Origin of the sequence: Streptomyces sp. NPDC016845, assembly GCF_044332585.1 — a bacterium.
Lineage (GTDB): Bacteria > Actinomycetota > Actinomycetes > Streptomycetales > Streptomycetaceae > Streptomyces.
In genome coordinates this window covers 1-3838 of record NZ_JBIRPI010000064.1, presented here as the reverse complement: position 1 = coordinate 3838, position 3838 = coordinate 1, and the positions used below count along the sequence as shown (strand labels likewise).

The 3838-nt window shown below is 68.6% G+C and carries 2 protein-coding genes; both read left to right on the top strand.

All coding sequences use genetic code 11. The features are described from left to right. A partial coding sequence (locus tag ACH4RC_RS42365) for a condensation domain-containing protein (RefSeq protein WP_398210465.1) occupies positions 1-1949 on the top strand: 1949 nt, incomplete at its 5' end. Further along, on the top strand, positions 1946-3838 hold a 1893-nt coding region (locus tag ACH4RC_RS42360), incomplete at its 3' end, for a condensation domain-containing protein (protein WP_398210463.1). The genes ACH4RC_RS42365 and ACH4RC_RS42360, both read left to right, overlap by 4 nt.

The following is a 3838-nucleotide window of genomic DNA, read 5'->3' as shown; positions in this document are numbered from 1 at the left end:
AAATCGAAAACGCCCTCCACACCCACCCCCACATCCACACCACCACCGTCACCGTCCGAGAAGACACCCCCGGCAACAAACAACTCACCGCATACGTGACCACCACCCCGGGGGCCACCACCCCCGCCCCACACGAGCTGCGCACCCACCTCCAACACCAGCTCCCCGACTACATGGTCCCGGCCACCTACATCACCCTCGACCAACTCCCCCTCACCCCCAACGGCAAGATCGACACCAAAGCCCTCCCCGCCCCGGGCCCCGAGCGCCCCGAGCTCGCCAACAGCTATACCGCCCCCCGCACCGACACCGAACGCACACTCGCCTCGGTGTGGGGCGACATCCTCGGCATAGAGACCGTCGGCATCCACGACAACTTCTTCGAGCTGGGCGGCGACTCGATCATCAGCATCCAGATGATCGCCAGGGCGAAGAAGTTCGGCCTCCATCTCACCCCGCGCATGATCTTCAAGCACCAGACGATCGCCGAGATCGCGGTCCACGCCGGCGCGACCACCCTGGTCGACGCGGAGCAGGGCCGCGTGGTGGGCGACGTACCGCTGACGCCGATCCAGCACTGGTTCTTCGAGAAGGAACTGCCTGCCTTCGACCACTTCAACCAGGCCGAGCTGCTGGCCACCGACTCCTTGGACCCCGACGTCCTGCGACTGGCGCTGACCGATCTGATCGAGCACCACGACGCTTTGCGCCTGCGCTGCGAGAGGGGTGGGGACGGCTGGCGTCAGTACCTGGACGAGTCGGTGGACACCGGCGTCCTCGACGTCCACGATCTGTCCGACGTCACCGCCGACGCCCTGAACTCGGTCTCACTCGGTATCGCCGAGGAGACCCAGCAGGGCCTCGACCTGGCGAAGGGCCCCCTCATCAGGTGCGCCCTGCTGGAACTGGGCGCGGCGCGAGGGCAGCGGCTGCTCATCGCCGTGCACCACCTGGCGGTCGACGGGGTCTCCTGGCGGATCCTCCTGGAGGATTTGGGCAGTTGCTACGAGCAGCGCGCCGCCGGCAGGACACCGCGGCTGCCCGCGAAGACGACGTCCTTCCGGGCCTGGGCGGAACGGCTGCGCGGGTTCGCGACGTCGGACACGGCGCGCGCCGAGTTCGCGTACTGGGCGGAGGCGAAGCCCGACGGGCAGGTTCCGCGTGACCGGGACGGGCGCAACGACCTGGGCTCGGCGTCCACTGTCACGGCGACGCTCACCCCCGACGAGACACGCTCCCTGCTCCGGGACGTGCCCCGTGCCTTCAGCACGCAGATCAACGACGCGCTGCTCACCGCCCTCGCCCAGGCGCTGCGGGACTGGACGGGCGACGACGAGACGCTGATCGGTCTGGAGGGGCACGGCCGCGAGGATCTGTTCCCCGACGTCGACCTGTCGCGGACCGTCGGCTGGTTCACGTCCGTGTTCCCCGTCGCGCTGCGACTGGCGCCGGGTGCCGGCCCGGTCGCGTCGCTCGACTCCGTCAAGGAACAGCTGGGACGGATCCCGAACAAGGGCGTCGGCTACGGCGTCCTGCGTCATCTCGGGGCACCCGACGTGGCGTCCGTCCTGGGCCGGCAGCGGGTTCCGGAGGTCAACTTCAACTATCTGGGGCAGTTCGGCCGGGACCTCCCCGGCATCGGGCGGTACGCCCCCGCCGACGAGCCCAAGGGCCACTCGATCAGCCCGGACGGTATGCGCTGGAACGTCCTCGATGTGACCGCGGCCGTCGAGGGCGACACGTTCGGGCTGTACATCGGCTACTCGACGGCGCTGCACGACCGGGAGACCGTCGAGCGGCTGGCCGACGGGGTGATGGGCCACCTGCGCACGTTGATCGCCGGCAGTGCCGAAGGCGCCGCCGAGCCCCGCCGGACCACTCCCGGCGTCCCCCTCACCGACATCGGTGACACCGACATGGCCGCGATCCTGAAGAGGTTCTCGATATGAGCACGCACAACGTGGAAGACGTCTACGGGCTCTCGCCCCTGCAGTTCGGGATGCTGTTCCACTCGCTGAAGGACACCTCCGACACACGCCCTTACATGGTGCAGATGACGGAGGAGGTCGAAGGCTTCTTCGACGACGCGCTGTTCGGGCAGGCGTGGCAGCAGCTCGTCGACCGGCATTCGATCCTGCGCAGCGCGTTCGTCTGGGAGGGCGTGTCGGAACCGGTGCAGGTGGTGCAGCGCCGGGCTCCCGTGCCCTTCGCGGTACGGGACCTGCGCGGCCTGCCCGACCAGGAGCAGCGGCTTGACGCCTTCCTCGCGGAGGACTGGGAGCGCGGCTTCGATCTGTCCCGGGCGCCGCTGGTGCGGGTGACCGTGCTGCGGACGGCGGAGGAACGGCGTTACGTCGTCTGGTCGTTCCACCACATCCTGCTGGACGGGTGGAGCGTGCAGATCCTCCAGAAGGAGTTGTTCGCCCTCTACCGCGGCCTCCTCGACGGCACACCTGCCGCGCTGCCGCCGGCCGCCCCGTACCGCCGCTACATCGAGTGGCTCAACGCCCAACAGGGGGACGGGTCGGCCGACTTCTGGAAGAGGTACCTGGCCGGGGTGGAAGAGCCGACCAACCTGCATGTGGACCGCGAGACCGGGGACACAGGCGTCGGGGAATGCGAAGTGGTCGCCTCGTCCGAGCTGTCCGCACAGGCCCGTGACTACGCCCGGTCCCAGCGGATCACGATGAACACCCTGGTGCAGGGGCTCTGGTCGATCCTGCTCTCCCGCTACAGCCGCAGCGACGATGTACTGTTCGGTTCGACCATCTCGGGCCGCTCGATCGCGCTGCCGGGCGTGGACTCGATGATGGGGCTGTTCATCAACACGCTTCCGGTACGCGGCCGGCTCACGGGTGACATGGGCGTCGCGGGCTGGCTGCGGGATCTCCAGGACGAGCAGCTGGAGATGCGCCAGTGGGAGTACTGCCACCTGGTCGACGTGCAGAAGCACAGCGGCATCGCGCGCGGAGAGCCGCTGTTCCGGTCCATCCTGGTCTTCGAGAACTATCCGGTGGTGCAGAAGCCGTCGGACTTCCCCGAGGGGCTGACCCGGCGTCTGGTCAACTGCGTCGAGCGCACCGGGTATCCGCTCACTCTGGTCGTGTCGGCGGGCCGCGCCCTGGAGTTCCGCTTCGTCTACGACCGGAGCCGGTTCGACGCGGCGACGATCGAGCGGATGGCCGATCATCTGCGTACTCTCCTTGAATCCGTCGTGGCGGCTCCCGCGGCGCGCATCGCGGAGTTGAACATGCTCACGCAGCGGGAGCGGCAGGAGATCCTGGTCGACTGGAACGGCGTCACCGGCCCCTACCCCGACACCGCGACCATCCACTCGCTCATCGAGGACCGGGTCAACACCGACCCGGACGCCATCGCCATCACCCACGGCGACGAACAGTGGACGTACGAGCAGGTCAACGAGCGAGCGAATCAGCTCGCGCACCATCTGCGGGAAACGGGCATCACCCCGGACACCCTCATCGCGGTCTGCCTGGACCGGTCGCCTGAACTGATCGCGGCCCTGCTCGGCATCATGAAGGCGGGCGCCGCGTTCGTGCCCCTGGACCCGGAGTACCCGACCGACCGCATCACGTACATGGTCGACGATGCCCAGGCCCCGCTCATCATCACCAGCAGCAACCACACCGGCCGTCTGCCCGCCGACACGCCCCGCCTCCTGGTCGACACCCAGTGGCCCCAGGGACCGACGACCAACCCGGCCCCCCTGGCCACACCCGACAACCTCGCCTACATCATCTACACCTCAGGCTCCACCGGCCGCCCCAAGGGCGTCGCCCTCGAACACCGCGGCGTCGTCAACTACCTCCACTGGTGC